At 41.8% G+C, this 18,478-nt stretch carries 19 protein-coding genes; 17 read left to right on the forward strand and 2 right to left on the reverse strand.

The features are described from left to right. Positions 1-505 precede the first annotated feature (505 nt). Positions 506-1,183, reverse strand: coding sequence for an NAD(P)H-dependent oxidoreductase (locus BUB11_RS26040; RefSeq protein ID WP_073033514.1), 678 nt, complete (start codon positions 1,181-1,183; stop codon positions 506-508). Next, complete coding sequence (locus BUB11_RS26045) at positions 1,180-1,740, reverse strand: NAD(P)H-dependent oxidoreductase (RefSeq protein ID WP_073033515.1); 561 nt, start codon at positions 1,738-1,740, stop codon at positions 1,180-1,182. The genes BUB11_RS26040 and BUB11_RS26045 overlap by 4 nt, the downstream gene beginning before the upstream one ends. Positions 1,741-1,870: 130 nt before the next feature. Between BUB11_RS26045 and BUB11_RS26050 the strand changes: the two genes are divergently transcribed. From BUB11_RS26050 to BUB11_RS26130, 17 genes are all read left to right on the forward strand, one after another. Next, positions 1,871-2,476, forward strand: coding sequence for a TetR/AcrR family transcriptional regulator (locus tag BUB11_RS26050; RefSeq protein ID WP_073033517.1), 606 nt, complete (start codon positions 1,871-1,873; stop codon positions 2,474-2,476). A gap of 128 nt (positions 2,477-2,604) precedes the next feature. Further along, a complete protein-coding gene (locus BUB11_RS26055; protein ID WP_073033520.1) occupies positions 2,605-4,194 on the forward strand; it encodes an NAD(P)/FAD-dependent oxidoreductase in 1,590 nt (529 codons plus the stop codon). 403 nt (positions 4,195-4,597) lie between these two features. Next, a complete protein-coding gene (locus tag BUB11_RS26060) occupies positions 4,598-4,804 on the forward strand; it encodes a DUF1657 domain-containing protein (RefSeq protein ID WP_073033521.1) in 207 nt (68 codons plus the stop codon). 17 nt (positions 4,805-4,821) lie between these two features. After that, a complete protein-coding gene (locus tag BUB11_RS26065) occupies positions 4,822-5,679 on the forward strand; it encodes a DUF421 domain-containing protein (protein WP_073033523.1) in 858 nt (285 codons plus the stop codon). 10 nt (positions 5,680-5,689) lie between these two features. Beyond that, positions 5,690-6,169, forward strand: coding sequence for a stage V sporulation protein AC (gene spoVAC / locus BUB11_RS26070; protein ID WP_073033525.1), 480 nt, complete (start codon positions 5,690-5,692; stop codon positions 6,167-6,169). Further along, on the forward strand, positions 6,170-7,174 hold the full coding sequence (gene spoVAD, locus BUB11_RS26075; RefSeq protein ID WP_073033527.1) for a stage V sporulation protein AD: 1,005 nt from the start codon (positions 6,170-6,172) through the stop codon (positions 7,172-7,174). It abuts the gene before it with no gap. 14 nt (positions 7,175-7,188) lie between these two features. Beyond that, positions 7,189-7,542, forward strand: a complete 354-nt coding sequence (gene spoVAE / locus BUB11_RS26080) for a stage V sporulation protein AE (RefSeq protein WP_073033529.1) — start codon at positions 7,189-7,191, stop codon at positions 7,540-7,542. A gap of 32 nt (positions 7,543-7,574) precedes the next feature. After that, a complete protein-coding gene (locus BUB11_RS26085) occupies positions 7,575-7,778 on the forward strand; it encodes a DUF1657 domain-containing protein (RefSeq protein WP_073033530.1) in 204 nt (67 codons plus the stop codon). Positions 7,779-8,156: 378 nt separating this feature from the next. Then, positions 8,157-9,059 carry a cysteine synthase A gene (gene cysK, locus BUB11_RS26090; protein WP_073033533.1) on the forward strand — a complete coding sequence of 301 codons (903 nt, stop codon included), beginning with the start codon at positions 8,157-8,159 and terminating at the stop codon, positions 9,057-9,059. Positions 9,060-9,205: 146 nt separating this feature from the next. Then, positions 9,206-10,507, forward strand: a complete 1,302-nt coding sequence (locus BUB11_RS26095) for a putative DNA modification/repair radical SAM protein (protein WP_073033542.1) — start codon at positions 9,206-9,208, stop codon at positions 10,505-10,507. Then, positions 10,486-11,331, forward strand: a complete 846-nt coding sequence (locus BUB11_RS26100) for a TIGR03915 family putative DNA repair protein (protein WP_084110581.1) — start codon at positions 10,486-10,488, stop codon at positions 11,329-11,331. The genes BUB11_RS26095 and BUB11_RS26100 overlap by 22 nt, the downstream gene beginning before the upstream one ends. Positions 11,332-11,522: 191 nt before the next feature. Next, complete coding sequence (locus BUB11_RS26105; RefSeq protein ID WP_073033535.1) at positions 11,523-12,704, forward strand: C40 family peptidase; 1,182 nt, start codon at positions 11,523-11,525, stop codon at positions 12,702-12,704. A gap of 382 nt (positions 12,705-13,086) precedes the next feature. Next, a complete protein-coding gene (gene buk / locus BUB11_RS26110) occupies positions 13,087-14,148 on the forward strand; it encodes a butyrate kinase (protein ID WP_073033536.1) in 1,062 nt (353 codons plus the stop codon). Between the two features lie 134 nt (positions 14,149-14,282). Next, the gene (locus BUB11_RS26115) at positions 14,283-15,191 is read left to right on the forward strand and encodes a bifunctional enoyl-CoA hydratase/phosphate acetyltransferase (protein WP_073033538.1); all 909 of its coding nucleotides are present in this window, start codon (positions 14,283-14,285) and stop codon (positions 15,189-15,191) included. 129 nt (positions 15,192-15,320) lie between these two features. Further along, on the forward strand, positions 15,321-17,057 hold the full coding sequence (iorA, locus tag BUB11_RS26120; RefSeq protein WP_073033540.1) for an indolepyruvate ferredoxin oxidoreductase subunit alpha: 1,737 nt from the start codon (positions 15,321-15,323) through the stop codon (positions 17,055-17,057). Beyond that, positions 17,050-17,631: an indolepyruvate oxidoreductase subunit beta gene (locus tag BUB11_RS26125; protein WP_073033543.1), complete on the forward strand. Its 582-nt coding sequence runs from the start codon at positions 17,050-17,052 to the stop codon at positions 17,629-17,631. The genes iorA and BUB11_RS26125 overlap by 8 nt, the downstream gene beginning before the upstream one ends. Positions 17,632-18,099: 468 nt before the next feature. Then, the coding region (locus BUB11_RS26130) for an ATP-binding cassette domain-containing protein (RefSeq protein ID WP_143187723.1) at positions 18,100-18,478 on the forward strand (379 nt) is incomplete at its 3' end.

Here is an 18,478-nt window from a genome sequence, read left to right on the forward strand (position 1 = left end):
TCTTTATGTGTCATCCTTGCCACTTTATCTGGGGCGTCTTAAATTCGTCGGCGCCGACGAATTTGGAGAGTCGGGGTTCCACCCGTTCGGATCCACATTGCTGGAGTTTGCGTCACGAGTCGCAATGTGGCGAAAGGCTCGTCCGCCTTTCGTCACACTGCAGGAGAATGCGTTATGAGTCGCAGTGTGGCGAAAAGCTCCCCTTCGCCCGAAGTGTTTCTTTGTGGTGGGTGGCTCGGCGATACTGTCCACCGGACACTATCGTGCTTTTCGTATATCGAACACGGAAGTTAAGAATCCACACTGCAGGAGAGCGCGTTACAAGTCGCAGTGTGGCGAAAGGCTTTCCTTCGCCACGAAGTGTTTCTTTGTGGTGGGTGGCTCGGCGATACTCATCCTACGCCGATTAGTATTCTTTGGGGATCGCGGCTTCGGCGAAACCCTCCACTGGAGGCTTTCGTCACCGGACACTATCGTGCCTTTCGTTCCAAGGGCAAGATACATTTTAACAATAAGGTTGCTTGTAAAGATCCTTTTTTTTCAATCCACTTTTTCGAGCCATTGTAACCCAGCTTCTGTTGCCAAAGAACATGAAGAGTTGTCTGGAAAATGTGAAATTGAGGCCAATATAGATATTATCCGTCCTTGTAACGTGCTCATGGTGCAGAGTTTCTGCAATTGTTGAAAAAGCATTATTGAGCTTTTGGATAGATTTTTTCATAAAAGGTGCATCCTCAGCGGCAAACATCATGGGGCCTGCTCCGATCAGCAGGCCGAAACAAAATTCGGCATTGATATGTTGACTGAAACTCTTGATTACTCTGACAGCCTCAAGGTTCAACTCTGGTTCGGGAAACCCGCAGTTAATAATAGCATACACTTTGACTATGTTTCTTACCCCTTTGTTTTCAGTATAATAACAATAGTAATCTTGTAAGAACCGTGTTAAAATACCCGGCAGACAAAAAAAGTAGAGAGGAAATGAAATAATAATAACGTCAGCCTTGGAAAGTGTTTCGAAAGCCTCAAGCAATTGATGGTGTGAAATGCATTGTCTGACGTCTATAAATGTTTTATTGAAGGCATTTGCGTCAATTAGGTTGCCAGCCATCTCTAAGAGTTTCTTAGAGACAGATTCATCTTTGATCTTAGGACTGGCACTGATTAAAACGATATTTTTCATAATAGATTATCCACCCTTCCAAGCTCCATTTTAGTCAATGCCTCAATCATGGTTTCAGGTGTTTCATCGTAGATGATAACCTCAATATTTCTGCGATGTTTTTTTGTAATATCAATAAAAAGCTGTTTATCATCTTCGGAAATCATGTCACCGTAGCCAATAATAACTGACTTAGGGTATGTGTCATACCTGGGCGGATGCATCGTTGATCCATCTGGTCTTATTTCGAAAAACGGCAACATATTGGGCAAGTATCTGTCGATAACATTTTTAATATTTGCACTGAACTGTCCAAAGATTATGGGGTTTAGATAAATGACCACGTCGCTGGTCATAACGTTTCGGTTGATTTGGGCCATTTTGTCGTTGATAACACATTCCCCAGGTTTTTTGATCCAACAACCAAAGCAACCCATGCAAAAGGCTAGGTCATCCGTTCCAACCTCGAATATCTTGATTACCAAACCCTGGGTATTCAGAAAATTTTCCAGGAGACTTTTCAGATTCTGATAGGTTTTAGTTTGAAACTCCTTATCCGAAATCAATAGGGCTTTCATTTTACTCACTCCTCAATCCCAACAATGTTTACGTTGTCAACATTACAATAACACAGTATGTTACCGCTGTAAACATACTAGTGTTTTGTGGTATAATAATATAATGTTTTTGGAGAGGAAGTATAACCCCTTGGTAAATGAGAGTTATCATCACGAAAATTTAAAATCGGAATTGATTAAGAATGGTTTAAAGCTTTTGGATGAAGAAGGATATGAAAACTTTTCAATGCGCAAAGTGGCAAAAGCTTGCGGTGTGAGTCATACTGCGCCGTACAGGCATTTTAGAAACAAGGATGATTTGATCATTGCGATTACACTTAAGGCTGAGCATAAGTTTAACTCGAGCCTTCAGGAAGCAATTAATAGATATCCTAATGACATTAAAAGCCAAATCAAAGAAATGGGTTATACCTATGTTAAGTTTTTTGTTGAAAACCCGGAATATTTACGGTTGCTGTTTAGAAGCGACTTAAAAAAACATTTGAATAATGAAAATTGCGAAATCCTTAAAGATAAGGTGCAGCCTTTCGGGACATTCTATAATACAATTGTGCGCTACCAATCGGAAAATCAAAGCAATGATGCAGGCAGTATTACTGACTTAAATGCGTTAGTATTGGCCTGTTGGGGTTTGGTACACGGTATTGCGGTCTTAATTTCTACAAAGGATTTTGTCTATGAAGGCGATTATCTAGAACTTACCCGAAAAATACTTTGGAGCGAAACATTTTTATAATTATAGAACTGTCTCTCTTCGAGCCATGGTAAGCGTGCAAGTTCAACAAACGCGATCGCCTGGCCTGAAGACTTGGGCGCGTGCAGTTTTCTCTAAAGGCATCAACTAAATCTGTGAGGAGAAACCAATTGATTAAAATTACTGGCTTAAAAGTAGTGCTTACGTATGATTTAAAAATTTTGGAAGACATTGTGGCAACAAGGTTGAATATTGAGCATAGCCGTATAGAGCGCATCAGTATTGCAAAACGAACGGTAAATGCTCGCAACAAACAGGACATTTATTTTGACATGACCGTTGTCGTATGTGTTTCAGGAGACGAAAACGAAGTAATTTCAATGAACAAGGACAAATTTATCTCCAAAGAAATCGAGTTGAATTATACCGTTCCAAAGGATAGAAAACTTAAAGAGCGTCCTGTAGTTGTCGGTTGCGGCCCGGCAGGGATGTTCGCAGCATTGATTCTGGCCCAAGCAGGAGCAAGACCCATTCTGCTAGAGCGGGGACTCGACGTAGATAGCCGCAAGAGAAAGGTTTTAAAGTTTTGGAGGACCGGTATTCTTGATACCCAAACTAATGTGCAGTTCGGTGAGGGAGGGGCAGGTGCCTTTTCAGACGGTAAGTTGAAAATCGGACAGAAAAATCCACGTAAGATGAAGGTGCTCAGCGAACTTGTGCAGGCCGGTGCACCGCCTGAAATTATGTATTTAAGCAAGCCGCATATCGGTACTGACCGTTTGAACGAAACTGTTAAGGGAATTAGGGAGCAAGTGATACGCCTGGGGGGCGAGGTGCGCTTTAATGCAACCGTAAAAGAAATACTGTTCAAGGATGCACAGGTAACAGGTGTGCGTTTTGAAGAAGAGGGTAATATAGCCGAAGTTTCTACAGACAATGTTGTTCTGGCCATCGGACATAGCGCACGTGATACATTTGAGAGCTTGCTGAATAGCGGTGTTTATATGGAACAAAAATCCTTTGCCGTGGGAGTACGTGTTGAACATTCCCAAGAGATGATAGATAAAATTCAGTACGGCGACTTCGCCGGACGCCCTGAGCTTGGCGCAGCTGATTACAAAATGGTAGTGCATCTGCAAAACGGAAGGGGCGTATATACTTTCTGCATGTGCCCAGGGGGGACTGTAGTTGCGGCGACTTCAGAGGAAAATGGTCTGACAACGAATGGAATGAGCGAATTCGCCCGGGACGGTAGAAATGCCAATACCGCGCTCTTGGTAACCGTCGAGAAGGAAGATTTCGGGAGTGAACATCCACTTGCCGGTTGCGCTTTTCAGCGCAGGATAGAGGGAGCAGCATTTACAGCGGGCGGCGGAGGGTATAAAGCTCCGGTACAAAGGTTGGAAGATTTTCTCCAAAAGCGCAAAACAACAGCATTCGGAGATGTACTCCCTACCTATTTGCCCGGGACTGAGTTCGCCGTGCTTGATTCCTTTTTGCCGGAATATATCACAGATTCCCTGCGTCATGGTATCTTAGAGATGGGAGCTTGGATGCCTGGCTTTGCCTATCCGGATGCATTGCTGACGGGGGCCGAAACTCGCAGCTCTTCCCCCGTGCGCATAACAAGGGGGGAGAGCTTAGAAGCCATTGGCATTAAAGGTCTTTACCCCTGCGGAGAGGGAGCAGGATATTCTGGAGGGATCATATCGGCTGCGGTGGACGGAGTGCTTTGCGCGGAACAAATACTGGGCAGTTAATTCTCTTCCTCATGCATTAACAACGTGTGGGTGGATGTGGCTCGTCGATTACTCATCCTGCGGCGGCGCTAAAGTACGTCACTGGAGACTGTCATATGTGACACAATGCTGGCTAAAGCAAAAAAACTATCTCTAACGAGGTAGTTTTTTTGCTTTAGCGATACTTTGTATTGAAGTTCCTGGGCCGCATCCTTTCGATGGTAAGCGTTTAAACAACAACTGGTGTATTGATAAAAAGTGAAACCCCTTTATTAAGTTAATTATTGACAACATTAATGAATAAAAAATTATTAAAATATTTCCAATATAATGATTGATTCATACACTTACCTAGAAATGAGGGAATGATAAGAGGATTATTAGTTATAATAAACAAAGTTGCGGGTAAACGGAGGTGGATAGTATGACAGTTGCTTCTCAAGTTAAACAAACTCTAGCAAGTTTGAAAGGGGCACGTGGAACTTTAAGAGTGTATAGTACCCAAACGAGAGAGGAAGAAGCAAGGTCTATGTATACAGATGCAATCGTAGTAACCAGTTCAATCATTGCGGATCTGGAAAGCAGATTGCAGACTCTTGAACTTGAAGAGCCCCAATATAAAGGAAACTAAAAAGGTAGGTATACTAAATGAACGAATTGACACAGATAATATCGAAGTCAATCGCTTTGTTTTTTTTGGTTTGGGCGGCAGTTAGGCTAATGGGTAAAAGAAATATGAGCCAGATTAATCCTTTTAGCTTTATTAGCTATATTGTAATAGCCATCGTGGCGACTCTAATGTCAATAAATCTTATCAATCTATCCACTGGTTTTATCACATTACTCGTATGGGCTGCGTTTCCAATTGCTCTCGATTATCTCTCAATTAAAAGCAGACTAATGCATCAGTTAATCAATGGAAAAGAAGCCGTGTTAATAAAGCATGGCAAGATAATGGAAGAAAATCTCATGCGTGTCCGAATGACGGGAGAAGACCTTTTAGCGCAACTTCGTTCTAAAAACGCTTTTAATATGGCGGATGTAGAATTTGCGGTAATGGAGACCAATGGTACTATAAATCCTTACTTTAAATCAGACAAAAAACCAGTTACAATGCACGACCTCGAAAAAATGTCCGTTCCCCAAGCTGAGCCTCAGACTGTGGTTTTAGATGGAAATATGTTGGAAGAACCTCTGGCGTCCTTAGGTCTTAACCCGCAGTGGCTGAGTACTGAACTTGATAAAATGGGAGTTTCCCTAGAGAACGTATTTCTCGGACAAGTTGACTCATCAGGCGATTTATATGTAGATCTCTTTGACGATGCAGTGGAACTCCCTCAACCGAAGGTTAAAGAAATGCTCTATGCTGCCTTTGAAAAAGCCCAGGCTGATCTATTAACTTTTAACCTCCAAACTGAAGATAAGAACGCTAAGGAAATGTACTCCAAAAACTACCAAGTACTTGAAGATCTTCTTAATAAATTACGTCCTTACTTATTGCATTAAGAGGTGCTGTATGTCAATTAAAAAGAAGAAAAAGCTTACACCTGTCCAGCAAGAATACCAGAAATTTGCCCAAGAAAGAGAGCCTAAACGACCGATTCTTTTTAACTGTGTTAAGGCATTTTTCGTAGGGGGGTTTATTTGTACTCTAGGTCAAGGGATACAAATGTTCTTTATCAAGTATTTCCATTTTTCTCAAGAAGCTGCGGCAAATCCTACGGTGGCCGTAATCATTATCATTACGGTCTTGCTAACAGGCTTCGGTGTTTTTGATCATATTGCCCAATTTGCCGGGGCAGGCACTGTTATTCCAATTACGGGTTTTGCCAATACTATGGCTTCAGCTGCTATCGAACATCGAACCGAAGGTTTTGTTCTGGGAGTAGGGGGTAATATGTTTAAACTTTCAGGCCCGGTCATCGTTTATGGCGTCTTCTCTGCCTTTGTCGTTTCTTTATTGGTTATAAGTTTAAGAGCATTGGGTGTGATGTAAATGTTAAAAGGTCATCAAACATGGGTTTTTGAGACAAAGCCAACGATTATTGCTTCAGCCGCGGTAGGCGGACCCTATGAAGCAAAAGGTCCCCTGGCTTCTGATTTTGACCTCCTTCATGGGGATATCCGCCTTGGCCAAGACAGCTTTGAAAAGGCAGAACAAAAGCTTCAAGAACAAGCCTGTGAGACAGCCATCAAAAAGGCCAATATGAAAAAGGAAGATGTTCAATTTTTACTGAGTGGAGATTTGATCAACCAGATAGTTCCCAGCAGTTTTTCTGCTCGTACTTTATCTGTTCCTTTTTTAGGGCTTTATGGTGCTTGTTCAACTTCCATGCAAGGTTTGTCCCTGGCTTCGCTTCTCGTGGATAGTAAATTTGCTAAGAATGCTTTAGTCTGCGTTTCAAGTCATAATGCAGCTTCGGAAAAACAATACCGATATCCCACAGAGTATGGTTCCCAAAAACCGCCCACAGCCCAATGGACAGTAACGGGGTCTGGTGCCGCTCTAGTTTCTGACCAAGGAGAGGGGCCTAAAGTAACTGCATCGACCATAGGGCGTGTGATAGATATGGGCCTTTCTGATCCTTTCAATATGGGTGCAGCAATGGCTCCTGCAGCGGTAGATACCCTTGAGGCACACTTTAGGGACTTGGATCGAGACCCTAGTTACTATGATCTAATTGCCACAGGTGACCTTGGAAGAGTGGGACACAGAATTGCAGGTGACTTGTTAAAGAAGCATGGTCTCAACATACCGGAAGAGATCTTTACAGATTGCGGCATCTTGATTTACCACAAAGATCAACCGGTTGTTATGGCTGGAGGAAGTGGATGTGGGTGTGCTGCAGTAACGACCTTTGGGCACTTCCTTAATCGCATGCGTAAGGGAGAGCTAAGGAAGATATTAGTCATTGCAACAGGTGCTTTGCTTTCTCCGATGTCCTACCAACAGAAAGAAAGTATCCCTGCTGTTGCCCACGCTGTATGCATCGAGATCTAAAGGAGATGGTTTAAATGGAAAAATTTTTATGGGCTTTTATTGTGGGCGGAATTATTTGTGTCATTGGACAGTTAATGCTCGACGGATTAAAGCTAACTCCGGCCCATACTACCAGCACATTAGTCGTTGTGGGAGCGATACTTGGAGGTCTGGGTCTTTATGAACCACTGGTGAAATTTGCGGGTGCTGGAGCAACTGTACCTATCAGCAGTTTTGGCAATTCTCTGGTAAAGGGTGCTTTAAAAGAATATGAATCCTCCGGTATTATCGGGGTCCTAACCGGTATTTTTCAGATAACCAGTGCCGGTATATCTGCTGCCATCATTTTTAGTTTCATGGGGGCGCTGATATTTAAACCAAAAGGTTAAAATCCTTGATGAAGATGAAAGGAGGTGAAAATATGACTGTTGGAACACAAATGCAACAAGCTATCGCTACAGTTCAAAACGCAGCTGCCACTATGAAGACATTCTCTTTAGAAACTCAGGATCAACAAGCTAAAAAAACATTTGAACAACTTGCCCAAACCTTTGATTCAGCTCTTAATGAGTTAAAAGGCAGAGAGCAATACATTCAAAATCAGGAACCTCAGTATAAACAATAAGAAATATACTATTTTGGAGAGCAGTATAACTTTTTTCTGCTTGAAAAAGCGATAGCTAGCCTTATTAGTTTATCTCGTAAAATAATAGCAAACTCGAGTTGTTATGATCATCAGGTTCAGAGTGGAAAAGGTGAAACACTAGTTTATATTGACGACAAAAAGATAATCTGAGTTATATGCTCCTCCGTTGGTATTAGGTTTAAAATTTGAAACCTAATACCAACGGGGGAGCATTTTCATGTTTCAAAAAGAATGGTGATCATCTTTTTGAGCTTCCATGTTTAAAGTGGTAGAACTTGTTAATATCAGAATAAGGGTATTGAGAATATATTGAAAAAATTGTAAGATTAATTTGAATTAAATGAAGGAGTAGATATGATGATAATTGAAACTGTTCTGGATATTATCGGGAATACACCAATGGTTAGTCTGAAAAAACTTACTGCGCTAAACATCTTCGCTAAGGCAGAATATCTAAACCCTGGTGGAAGTATTAAAGACAGAGTTGCCAAACATATGATTGAACAGGCGGAAACTAGAGGGGTTTTGAAGTCCGGTATGACAATAATGGAACCTACTTCAGGTAATACGGGGATAGGCATTGCTTTAGTCGGTGTCCAAAAAGGATATAAAGTAGTTATTGTTATGCCGGAAAATATGAGCGATGAAAGAAAAAAGATTATATTGGCATTAGGTGCAGAGCTAATCTTGACTAAAGCCGAAGAAAGTATTGGGGGATCAGTTTTGGAAGTTGAACGGCAAAAAGCAAATGATCCCAGAATTTTTGTTCCTCAGCAGTTTGAAAATCCCGATAACCCTCAAATTCATTATCTCACGACAGCTTCGGAAATCTGGGAACAAATGGAGGGCAAAGTAGACGTCTTTGTTTCTGGGCTGGGTAGCGGAGGAACTCTGGCAGGAGTGGGAAGATTTATTAAAGAAAGAAATCCAAAGGCTAAAATAATTGCAGTAGAACCTAAAAATGTTTCTGCACTACTGGGTCATGAGCCGGGATTACATAAGATTCAAGGAATTGGTGACGGTTTCATCCCAAAAGTGCTCGATGTAAATCTCATTGATGAAGTAATCGAAGTTACAGACGATGACGCGATTAGTACCGCTAGAGACCTGGCCAGAGTTCAAGGTATTCTGGTAGGGACTTCTTCAGGCGCAAATGTTTGGGCTTCTATCAAAATGGCTCAAAAGCTTGGCGCGGATAAGACAATAGTGACTGTTTTGCCTGACCGAGTTGAAAGATATTTTAGTACCTCGCTGATATAAAATCCTTGAAGAATCTTTATTCCGTTTAGAATCTTATGAATGAATCGAAAGCCGGGAATTAAATTAGCTCCAATTCCCGGCCTTTAGTTCCCTTTGACAAGAACATATGTTTCATATTATAGTATTATTGTCAGGGGGTGTTGATCATAGATGTCTATAATAAGCTTACAATCTTGTCTGATTCAGCTAAATATGATGTGGCTTGCACCTCTAGCGGTGTTGATAGGAAAGGAAAATTTGGCAGTATCGGAAGTGCTGCCAAAGCGGGTATTTGTCACAGCTTTTCTGCTGATGGACGGTGTATATCTTTATTGAAAGTACTCATGACCAATGTCTGTATCTTTGATTGTAAATACTGTGTCAATCGCGTGTCAAATGATATTGTAAGAGTGGCATTTACACCTCATGAACTAGCAGAACTTACGATTAACTTCTACCGCAGAAATTACATTGAGGGACTATTTCTAAGCTCTGGAGTGATTAAAAATCCCAATCATACGACGGAACAATTAATAAAGGCCCTTGAATTATTGCGCAGTGTTTACCACTTTAACGGATATATTCATGTCAAGGCTATTCCTGGGGCAGATAGCGAGCTTATAACACGCTTAGGACTTTTAGCCGATCGGATGAGTATTAACATTGAGTTGCCTTCTCAGGAGAGTTTGACGCTGTTAGCTCCTAACAAGACTAAGGAGTCAATTCTGCGTCCGATGGGACTGATTACTGCTAAGATCCAGGAAAACTGTACTGATCTTGTGAAATACCGACATGCTTCTAAATTTGTGCCCGCTGGTCAGAGTACACAGCTTATCGTGGGGGCAACTCCCGATACTGACCATAAAATATTAACACTCACCGAAGGGTTGTACAAAAAATACCATCTTAAAAGGGTTTTTTTCTCTGCTTACATGCCAGTCGCAGAGAATTCCTTATTGCCTTCTATGGATACAAAACCTCCTCTCCTGCGAGAGCATCGGCTTTACCAAGCTGATTGGCTGCTGCGGTTCTACGGTTTTGAAGCTAAAGAACTGCTTGATGAGCAAAATCCCAATTTCAATTTACAAGTAGATCCCAAGTGCAATTGGGCTCTCAACCATTTGGAGAAATTTCCGTTAGAGATTAATAAAGCACCTTTTGAGATGCTGTTACGAGTACCGGGAATTGGCGTGACCAGTGCCCAGCGAATTCTTATGGCCAGGAGAAATAGTCCCATTGATTTTTCGGGTCTTAAAAAGATTGGTGTTGTACTAAAACGTGCGCAGTATTTTATAACCTGTAAGGGAAAGATTATGGACGGGCTGAAAGTGACTTCTGATGGAACTATTCGAGCGTTGATGGCCGATCAGTATAAGCTCCCGTCACCATACCCTGAGCAACTATCATTTTTCACCGAACCCTTCATTACCAGGGAGGATGTGCAACAATGCTTGACGGGACAGATTTAATCTATGCTTATGACGGTAGCTTTGAGGGACTAATGTGTTGCGTCTTTGAAAGCTATCAGCGAAAGGAAATTCCCAACATTATTCGACCTCCTAGTGTTCAAGAGACTCTTTTTGATACGGCGAAACGGATTGAAACAGACGGACAGAAGGCAGACCGGGTTTATAACTCGATTCCTATGAAGATATCTCCTCAAGCCCAGGAGTTCGTGAAACTGGGTTTTTTAACATGTGATCCCCACAAAGAAATGCTAATCTTTCACTTCTTGCGTTTGGGGTTTAAGCATGGAGGCAAGGTTATGATGATGCTCACCGATGATACGGTTTGTTCCCTCCAAAAAGCAGTACGCCACTTGACGTCAGAATCTCATAAGTTCAAAGGCTTTGTGCGCTTTTCCGTCTACGGTGAAGTACTTATAGCGGTAATTGAACCCAAAAACTATGTTCTTCCCCTTTTGTCACCGCATTTCTGTGATCGTTACCGTAACGAAAGGTTTATGATTTATGATAAAACCCATGGTATGGCCTTGATTTTTCAATCACAAAAAGCAGAGCTGATTTTTGTCGAAGAGTTAACGTTGCCGGATGTTGATTCGGCAGAGCTTGAATACCGCCGTTTATGGAAACAATTCTACAAAACGATTGCTATAGAAGGCAGGAATAACCCCCGGTGTCGAATGACTTTTATGCCAAAACGTTATTGGAGTCAAATGACCGAATTTGACGAAATAATTGGGCCAACACAATGGCAAACTTCACTTTGCACTCCGGATGCTCAAGCTACCTATAAAATAAGCCCAGATTATAAGGTGCCAACAAAAGATTAATTTCATGTTTTAACCGCGACAAAAAGAACACCTTGCACGTTATTATGTGTTAAGGTTTTTTTGTTGCCAAGAATCTTTGAAGTTGAGGGGATAAGTGAAAAAATTGGCAAATTAATTCCTGAGCAAAACAAGGAATTTAACGAGTTTTGGCGAAATTATAAACTAAAGTATTTTTAAGGGGTTTAAGTTAAATGAAAAGGATAAACTCTCTGCATAAAACAACCTTAATCAGCATAATTGGAGTCTTCCTGTTAGTTGCGTCTTCGATGCCTGCGCGGGCGGACAACTTACAGCAACAATTAAATCAATCTCAACAACAAGCTAATCAGCTAAATGGGGTCTTGAAGGCTCAACAAGAAAAAGTTGCCGGTGCAACGACAGAGGTTATGGCCTTAAAACAATCCGTTGAAGTTTTAAATGACAGTATTGATCGGGAACAAGCAAAACTCACGGAGGAACAAAAGAATCTTAAGGATCTGGAAGCTCAACAAAAAAAGTTAGAAACTAAACGTCAGGAACACATTAAAGCTTTGGGACAAGTCTTAAGAAGCAACTATGAAGATGGTATGACTACATATCTGGCTGTCTTGTTTGAAGCCACCAGTTTATCGGATTTTATCGATCGGGCAGACAAGATTCAGATGATTGTCAGTAATCACGGTAAGCTTCAAGAGGAAATTATTAAGTTGAAAGAGTCCATGAATAGTCAAATGGGACTAATCGAAGAAAAAAAGGTAGCCATTCAGGCTTCAATCCAGGGTAAGACTGAAACACAGCAGGCTGTACAACAAGTTCTATCTAAGCAGCAAGCGGTACTTGATCAATTGAGCAAAGAAGAAAAAGTAGCCCTTAATGCTTCCTTATCGGCTAAAGCAAAGGTTAACCGAATACAACAATTAATTGAACAGGAAAAACTTGAAGCTGAATATGCAGAAAAAGAGAAGAACTCCCCGGGAACATCATCGGGCGGAGGGGGAGTCGCTGGTACTGTCACTGTTTCGGGCGGAGCAAAACAAGTACTAAACTATGCTTCTCAATTTTTAGGAATAAAGTATGTTTGGGGCGGAACGACCCCCTCACCGGGTTTTGATTGTTCGGGATATGTGCAATATGTATACCGTAATAGTGGCATATCGCTGAGTAGAACTTCAGAACAACAGTTTAAAAATGGAGTTTCGATTTCGCGATCAGATCTAAAACCAGGCGACTTAGTGTTTTTTGCCACATACTCTTCGGGAGCTTCCCACGTTGGAATTTACGTTGGAAATAACACGATGATACATTCGTCTTCAGGCGGGGTTTCCTACGATGACATGACTAGTTCTTATTGGGCAAAACGTTATCTTGGAGCTCGGCGTGTTATCGCTCCTTAACAATTAAATCAACTTTGGAAGTTTATATTTGAATGGGCTCAACTTATAGTACTTGAAAGGAAGGCGTTTCCTGCGTGATATTGTATCAGCAGGATCGCTTTCTTTTTATCTTGAATTAGAGAGATAACTATAAAAACAAGGCACTCTTCTCTATAGGAAAGAATAATTGTCGTTACTTGAAAGTATTCATTCGAGTAATTGTATTGTATTGATTGGATTCGAAGATAATATTTATATTTAAGTAATCACTCAGATGTTTTGTGTTAATTTTAGTTTAACCTGTATTTGTTATAAGGGTTAATTGACGTTCCGATTTTATGATATAATTAAGCAGTTTATTATTAGATATATGGACAAATGGATTTAAATAGGGGGATAATTCTTGAAAGTACTTGCTATAAATCCGGGGTCAACATCCACGAAAATCGCAGTTTATGAGAATTATACTTGTCTTTGGAAATATGGAATTGACCACCTTGCCAGTGAGATCCAAACATTCTCACACGTAAGTGATCAATATGAATATCGAATTGAGCACATTTTAAAATTATTAAAAGAAAAAGGAAGTCCATTGGAATCCTTTGATGGAATAGTTGGCCGAGGAGGTATGCTGAACCCTCTTGTTGGAGGCACTTACTTAGTTGATCAATATCTTGTTGATAGCTTAAAAAATGCGACTAGTGGAGAGCATGCTTCTAATTTAGGGGGTATTATTGCTTTTCACTTAGGACAGAGGACTAATGTTCCTGTCTATATAGTAGATCCCGTTTCCGTTGATGAAATGGAACCGGTAGCCAGGCTTTCAGGATTTCCGGAGTTAGCTCGGTTAAGCCAATCTCATGCTTTAAACATGAAGGCCGTCGCTCGTAAGGCCGCTCGTATGCTGGGAAAAGCTTATCATGAGGTGAATCTGATTGTTGCCCATTTAGGCGGAGGAATTTCTGTATCACCCCATCGAAAAGGAAAAATGATTGATGTGAATAATGCCAATAATGAAGGACCGTATTCTGTTGAACGGTGTGGAACCTTGCCTTGTTCTCAACTAGTCAAACTATGCTATTCAGGAAAGTATTCGGAAAAGGAAATGAACACAAAAATCCTGAAAGAAGGCGGTTTGTTCGCCTATCTTGGGACAAAAGATGCTCGAGAAGCTGAGAAACGTATGGATGAAGGAGACTCCTATGCCAAGCTGGTATTAGAAGGCTTATGTTATCAAGTTGCTAAAGAAATCGGTGCAATGGCCACGGTGCTGGCGGGTGAGGTTGATCAAATCGTCTTAACTGGCGGGCTTGCTTATTCAGAGTTTATCACTCAAGAAATCATTCGAAGAGTATCCTTTATTTCCTCAGTTACAGTGATCCCTGGAGAAGAGGAAATGGAAGCCTTAGCTCTTGGTGCGTTGCGAGTCCTAAATGGCGAAGAACAAGCATTAACTTATAAATGAAACAAACTTCAGGCGGAGTTTAGCTGAACTTATCTAGGGACTTAGCGCCACTATCTCCCGAAGGTCATGGACGACCGAGTGTCGCTGTAGCCAAGGATAAACTATTAAAGGGTAATGAAAATGGGGTGTATAGAATGCGCTTTAGCGGGTTTGATGCTTTATCAGACAGAGCAAAGAGTTTAGGCAAGGCAAAGGTTGCCGTTGCTGCGGCCGCAGATAAAGAAGTCATGGAAGCTATCAAATTAGCGGTGAGAGAAGAACTAATTACCCCTGTTCTGATTGGCGATGTTGAACAAATCAAGCGACTGGCAGTTGAAATCAAATTCAGTTTGGAAAGTGTCGAGTTGATTGATGAGCCAAATGCATTGGAGGCGGCTAACAGGGCAGTTGACATCATTGTTGATGGAAAAGCACATTTCTTGATGAAGGGGCTTATCAACAGTTCGGATTTTTTACGCGCTGTGCTCCGCTCAGAACGAGGACTTCGAACTGGGCGTTTACTAAGTCACTTGGCAGCGTTTCAAGTTCCCGGGTTTTCACGGTTATTGTTTGTTACCGACGGAGGAATGAATATCGCGCCTAACTTAGCTCAGAAGAAGGAGATATTAGAAAATAGCCTATTATACTTGCAAGGTATTGGAATGGATTTGGTGAATGTAATTCTTTTGGCCGCTAATGAGATAGTGGATTCCAAAATGCCAGCGACAATGGATGCTCAGGCACTAGCTGAGATGAGTCGTGCAGGAGAATTTCCAGGAGCAGTTGTAGAAGGTCCGTTGGCTCTCGATGGAGCAGTAAGTGCAGTTGCCTTGAAACACAAAGGAATTAGCAGTCAGATTAATGGCGAGGTGGATTTGTTCTTGACTCCTACCATAGAAGTGGGAAATGTCTTAGGGAAATCGATGGTTTATTTTGCCGGGGCGACTATGGCAGGGATTATACTTGGAGCTCAGGTTCCTATTGTATTGACATCGAGGAGTGACACTCCAAGAAGCAAGTTTATGGCCTTGACTATGGCTGCTTTAAGCCGAACAATGCCCTAAATTGAACCTTTATCATGTTGAGATAATCTGGCCTCTTACATTTTTTTGTTATCTGAGTTAAAATGCTTACATGGACAAGGTTTAGTTAAATTTTGATCATTTCCACTAAGGGGGGAGACTAGAGAAGGCATGAAAACATTAATGACAGGCAATGAGGCAATTGCTCGGGGTGTCTACGAATATGGTGTCAGCGTTGCTGCAGCCTATCCTGGTACACCAAGCACGGAAATCCTCGAAAATATTGCAAAATACCCAGAAGTTTACAGTCAGTGGTCGCCAAATGAAAAAGTAGCGATGGAAGTAGGAATTGGGGCAGCTATTGCCGGCGCTCGCGCCATTGTTGCCATGAAGATGGTTGGTGTTAACGTAGCGGCCGATCCGCTTTTTACAGTGGCCTATACAGGAACACGCGCTGGCTTAGTCTTGGTATCAGCTGATGATCCTGGAATGCACTCCTCACAAAACGAGCAGGACAATAGACTATATGCGGCGTTTGCCAAGATACCTTTGCTGGAACCCTCCAACTCCCAGGAAGCTAAGGACATGGTTGGCTTAGCGATGGATATTTCTGAAGCCTTTGATACTCCGGTTATGATACGAATCACAACTCGCATAGCTCATTCCCAAAGTCTAGTAGAGCTGAAGGATCCTCTGGAACGACAGGTAAAAACCTTTGAACGGAACCCACGTAAATATGTCATGCTTCCGGCAAATGGACGGGCACGACGTTTAGTGGTCGAAGAAAGGATGCATAAACTAGCAGACTATAGCGAAACGGTGGCCGTCAATTATCTGGAAATGCAAGACCCGACTATTGGTATCATCACTTCGGGAATTGCTTATCAATATGTCAAAGAAGCTCTTCCCACGGCGTCCATCCTCAAATTAGGATTAACCAATCCCTTACCGTCAGGCTTAATCAAAGAGTTTGCTGCCAAGGTAGATAAGCTTTATGTTGTCGAGGAATTAGAACCTTATATGGAAAAGGAAGTCCGTCTTTTAGGAATCAATGTTATAGGGAAAGAACTCTTCCCTCCTTATGGTGAACTCTCCGTTCGTATGGTATCAGAAAAGATCAGCGGCCAACCCGGAATAACGGTGGCCCCTGCTTTTGACTCTCCGATTCGTCCGCCAGTCATGTGCCCCGGTTGCCCACACCGCGGAATGTTTTTTACCCTGAAACAACTTAAACTCATTGTTTCCGGTGACATAGGCTGTTACACTCTGGGAGCCATGGCTCCACTTGAAGCCATGGATACTACTATCTGCATGGGGGCTTCAATATCTGCAGGCCTGGGAATGATTAAGGCCCATCCGGAAATGGCAGAAAATATGGTCGCTGTAATTGGCGACTCAACCTTTCTGCACTCGGGCATTACCGGCCTAATGGATGTAGTTTATAATGGAGCAAATCTAACTACGATCATACTGGACAACTCTATCACCGCCATGACAGGACACCAAGAAAACCCTTCTACAGGCAAGACTCTCATGGGTCAGCCGGCTCCCCAAGTCGACTTTGTTGCCTTATGTAAAGCCTTGGGAGTAAAGCGAATTACTGAGGTTGATCCTTTTGACCTGGCAAAAGTTAAAGAGACTATTAAGACCGAAGTTGCCGTTCCCGAACCCTCAGTGATCATTGCCCGGCGTCCATGTGCCCTTATTATCAAAAATACTGAAAAACCACTCCAAGTCCAAGACTGCAACGGGTGTAAAATGTGCTTAAAGTTAGGCTGTCCAGCAATCTCCTTTGATCAGGAAAACAAAACTGCCCAAGTTGACCAAGCCCAATGTACAGGGTGTGGAGTGTGTATTAATGTCTGTAAATTTAATGCCTTGCGAAAGGCCGGTGATGATAATGCCTAAAATAATTAATGTATTACTCGTGGGAGTCGGTGGACAAGGAACAATTTTAGCCTCCAAAGTTTTAACTCATGTTGCTATTGCTGAGGGTTACGAAGTTAAAATGTCAGAGATCCACGGTATGGCCCAACGGGGTGGATCAGTAGTAACTCAAGTCCGAATGGGAGAAGGCGTTTACTCTCCGGTCATTGAACCTGGAGAAGCAGACTTTATCGTGGCCTTTGAGCAGTTAGAAGCTTATCGGTGGGCTCACTTCTTAAAAAAAGACGGCGTCATGATCGTTAATACTCAAAAAATTGTACCTTTAACAGTACTCATCGGAGCTGCAACTTACCCCGAAAATATCCTTGGTGACCTTAAAGAGCGAGTAGGCCGTTGTATCGGATTGGACGGATTAAAATTAGCTTTCGAAGCTGGCAATGCCAAAGCCACGAATGTTGTGCTGATGGGGGTCCTCTCTAAATACATGGATTTCCCAGAAGATTCTTGGAGAAATGCCCTTGTGGAAAGAATCCCAGCTAAGCTGCTGGAATTAAATCAGAAAGCTTTTGCTTTTGGGGTTGCCGAGGCAAAGTAGGAATTATTAAAAAGCTGGAACGCCGTTAGGTGGACCAGCTTTTTGATGTTTACTTCATTGTGTGTTGGTTCTTTGCTATAGTCTGATTCCATACCATTCTTGACAGAGGTTACCTTGAAATAAATTGTAGCCACCTTATCAATTTCTAAAAAAATAATAATAATTAAACCCTGTCCAATTAATCGGACAGGGTTTTACTTTCGTAGTTAAAGAGACTACACAAGGGAAGTTTAGTTGGGGTGATGTTACAACTAGTCGTTATTAACAATTAGAGGAAATAAAAAGCTTAGTAATATGCATTAAGTATGGGAAAGTTAAATAAACGAGGATCTAAAATACTAAGGAGGTAGCTTATGGAAAGGTCGAAATGTTAACAAAGGGAGAGGCTTCAATAAAAATTAGTGTTTTTGCAGAGATGTGGAAATGGTATGCATCTCTGCAAAAACACTAATAGAAAAGAGGGAACTTATGCAAACAAAACCTGTTGCCCAATTTAAGAACATTAAAAAGAGAATTGGCAGTAAACTTATCATTGATGACATATCCTTTGAGGTTAATGCGGGCGAGATCTTTGGCTTCTTGGGACCTAATGGAGCTGGCAAAACAACCACCATTCGTATGCTTTTTGGACTTATTTCTATTTCTGAAGGAGAAATAATTGTTAACGGTTTTAGTATAACCCATGATTTTGAAAAAGCGATAGCAGGCATGGGCGGAATTGTTGAGAACCCTGAGATGTATAAGTATTTAACGGGATACCAAAATCTTGTCCATTATGCCAGAATGTATGGCAATCTCACAAAAGAGAGAATTGATGAAGTTGTTGCTTTGGTGGGACTTGAGCAGA

This window comes from Desulfosporosinus lacus DSM 15449, from assembly GCF_900129935.1.
Taxonomy (GTDB): domain Bacteria; phylum Bacillota; class Desulfitobacteriia; order Desulfitobacteriales; family Desulfitobacteriaceae; genus Desulfosporosinus; species Desulfosporosinus lacus.

Bases quoted from the DNA above. Each gene is read 5' to 3' on its own strand.
- BUB11_RS26100 (WP_084110581.1), top strand. From the start codon at position 10,486: ATGCTTGACGGGACAGATTTAATCTATGCTTATGACGGTAGCTTTGAG.
- BUB11_RS26065 (WP_073033523.1), top strand. From the start codon at position 4,822: ATGAACGAATTGACACAGATAATATCGAAGTCAATCGCTTTGTTTTTT.
- spoVAE (WP_073033529.1), top strand. From the start codon at position 7,189: ATGGAAAAATTTTTATGGGCTTTTATTGTGGGCGGAATTATTTGTGTC.
- BUB11_RS26125 (WP_073033543.1), top strand. From the start codon at position 17,050: ATGCCTAAAATAATTAATGTATTACTCGTGGGAGTCGGTGGACAAGGA.
- spoVAC (WP_073033525.1), top strand. From the start codon at position 5,690: ATGTCAATTAAAAAGAAGAAAAAGCTTACACCTGTCCAGCAAGAATAC.
- BUB11_RS26040 (WP_073033514.1), bottom strand. From the start codon at position 1,183: ATGAAAAATATCGTTTTAATCAGTGCCAGTCCTAAGATCAAAGATGAA.
- BUB11_RS26085 (WP_073033530.1), top strand. From the start codon at position 7,575: ATGACTGTTGGAACACAAATGCAACAAGCTATCGCTACAGTTCAAAAC.
- cysK (WP_073033533.1), top strand. From the start codon at position 8,157: ATGATAATTGAAACTGTTCTGGATATTATCGGGAATACACCAATGGTT.
- BUB11_RS26115 (WP_073033538.1), top strand. From the start codon at position 14,283: ATGCGCTTTAGCGGGTTTGATGCTTTATCAGACAGAGCAAAGAGTTTA.
- iorA (WP_073033540.1), top strand. From the start codon at position 15,321: ATGAAAACATTAATGACAGGCAATGAGGCAATTGCTCGGGGTGTCTAC.
- BUB11_RS26060 (WP_073033521.1), top strand. From the start codon at position 4,598: ATGACAGTTGCTTCTCAAGTTAAACAAACTCTAGCAAGTTTGAAAGGG.
- BUB11_RS26045 (WP_073033515.1), bottom strand. From the start codon at position 1,740: ATGAAAGCCCTATTGATTTCGGATAAGGAGTTTCAAACTAAAACCTAT.
- BUB11_RS26105 (WP_073033535.1), top strand. From the start codon at position 11,523: ATGAAAAGGATAAACTCTCTGCATAAAACAACCTTAATCAGCATAATT.
- spoVAD (WP_073033527.1), top strand. From the start codon at position 6,170: ATGTTAAAAGGTCATCAAACATGGGTTTTTGAGACAAAGCCAACGATT.